The 1021-nt window shown below is 45.6% G+C and carries 3 protein-coding genes; all 3 read right to left on the bottom strand.

Annotation, left to right across the window (positions count from 1 at the left end; translation table 11 throughout):
• The coding region (locus PX484_RS09520; protein ID WP_288103613.1) for a ferredoxin at positions 1-402 on the bottom strand (402 nt) is incomplete at its 3' end.
• The gene (locus tag PX484_RS09525) at positions 402-788 is read right to left on the bottom strand and encodes a DUF1257 domain-containing protein (protein ID WP_002762644.1); all 387 of its coding nucleotides are present in this window, start codon (positions 786-788) and stop codon (positions 402-404) included. The genes PX484_RS09520 and PX484_RS09525, both read right to left, overlap by 1 nt.
• 44 nt (positions 789-832) lie before the next feature.
• A partial coding sequence (locus tag PX484_RS09530; RefSeq protein ID WP_288103615.1) for a DUF2997 domain-containing protein occupies positions 833-1021 on the bottom strand: 189 nt, incomplete at its 5' end.

Consider the following 1021-nt stretch of genomic DNA (forward strand, 5'->3'; position numbering starts at 1 on the left):
ATCTAAATCTGCGGGGCTAAATTTCTTGTGAATCTGAGGAAAACCTAACTGTTTAATCACTTGATGTTTGCGTTCTTCCTCAAGAGATGACAACTGATTATAATTAACCCAGTGAATACAGTTAACCGGACAAGTCTCGATCGCTTCTTGAATAATTTCTTCTTCGTCACCGTCCTGATTATAGACGCGAGAGCGACCGTATTCGCCTTCAATAAAAAAGGTATTGGGGGCAACGTGGGCGCAGTGTTTACAACCGATACAAGTGACCTCATCGACGTAAACCGCTTTCTGGCGCAGTAAACCGCCCAATTCCGGTTCAAAACCAGTGCGATCGGGGGAATCTCTCAGGAATCCCCCTAACTCTGGTTCAAAACCAGAGCGTTCGGGAGAAAAATCAGCCATTAGGCGCTCCAACGTTGTACCACTAGACGAATAGAACCATCAGTATTTTTTTCCTGTGCTGCCACCTGAAAACCCTGTTTAGCAGTTTCTGCCAGAATGGTGTGGTAGGCATAACCTTGATTTACTTTTCTTAAAAATCCTTCTACGGTTAGGGGTTGTTGCCAGTATTGCAAATCGGCAACCAACTCGTACTCGTTACCATTCCAGCGAAACCCGATATCGTAATTGTTATCTTGCTCGATTACCACCTCTGCGGTTAAAGTTTGACCTTGATAACCTTTGACGGGGTGGGAACCCTCTTTCCATTCCATCCCCATATCGCTGAGGGCGGCTTTTAGGTAGGATAGATCGCGGATTTTGGTTTTGATATTGCTAAAGTGTGACATGGTTTTTCAGTGGCTTAAATAAAGGGATTGGGAAAGATGAAAAATTACCAGTCGCTAAAAGTGGCTGCGTTGCTGACTTTCTCTGACTGGCTGACGGTTTGATGGTAATAATCCGAGGTTTTCTCTTGAGACATCAGCTGCCCGAGTTGTGCCTCGATCGCCGCCGTCACCTCTTGACAAGATGAACCGACTATGCCTGTCACCTTTTCCATGACGCGACCATCGGGATAGAT

The organism is Microcystis sp. M49636_WE2 (assembly GCF_030065375.1).
GTDB classification, from domain to species: domain Bacteria; phylum Cyanobacteriota; class Cyanobacteriia; order Cyanobacteriales; family Microcystaceae; genus Microcystis; species Microcystis aeruginosa_C.

Bases quoted from the DNA above. Each gene is read 5' to 3' on its own strand.
- PX484_RS09525 (WP_002762644.1), bottom strand. From the start codon at position 788: ATGTCACACTTTAGCAATATCAAAACCAAAATCCGCGATCTATCCTAC.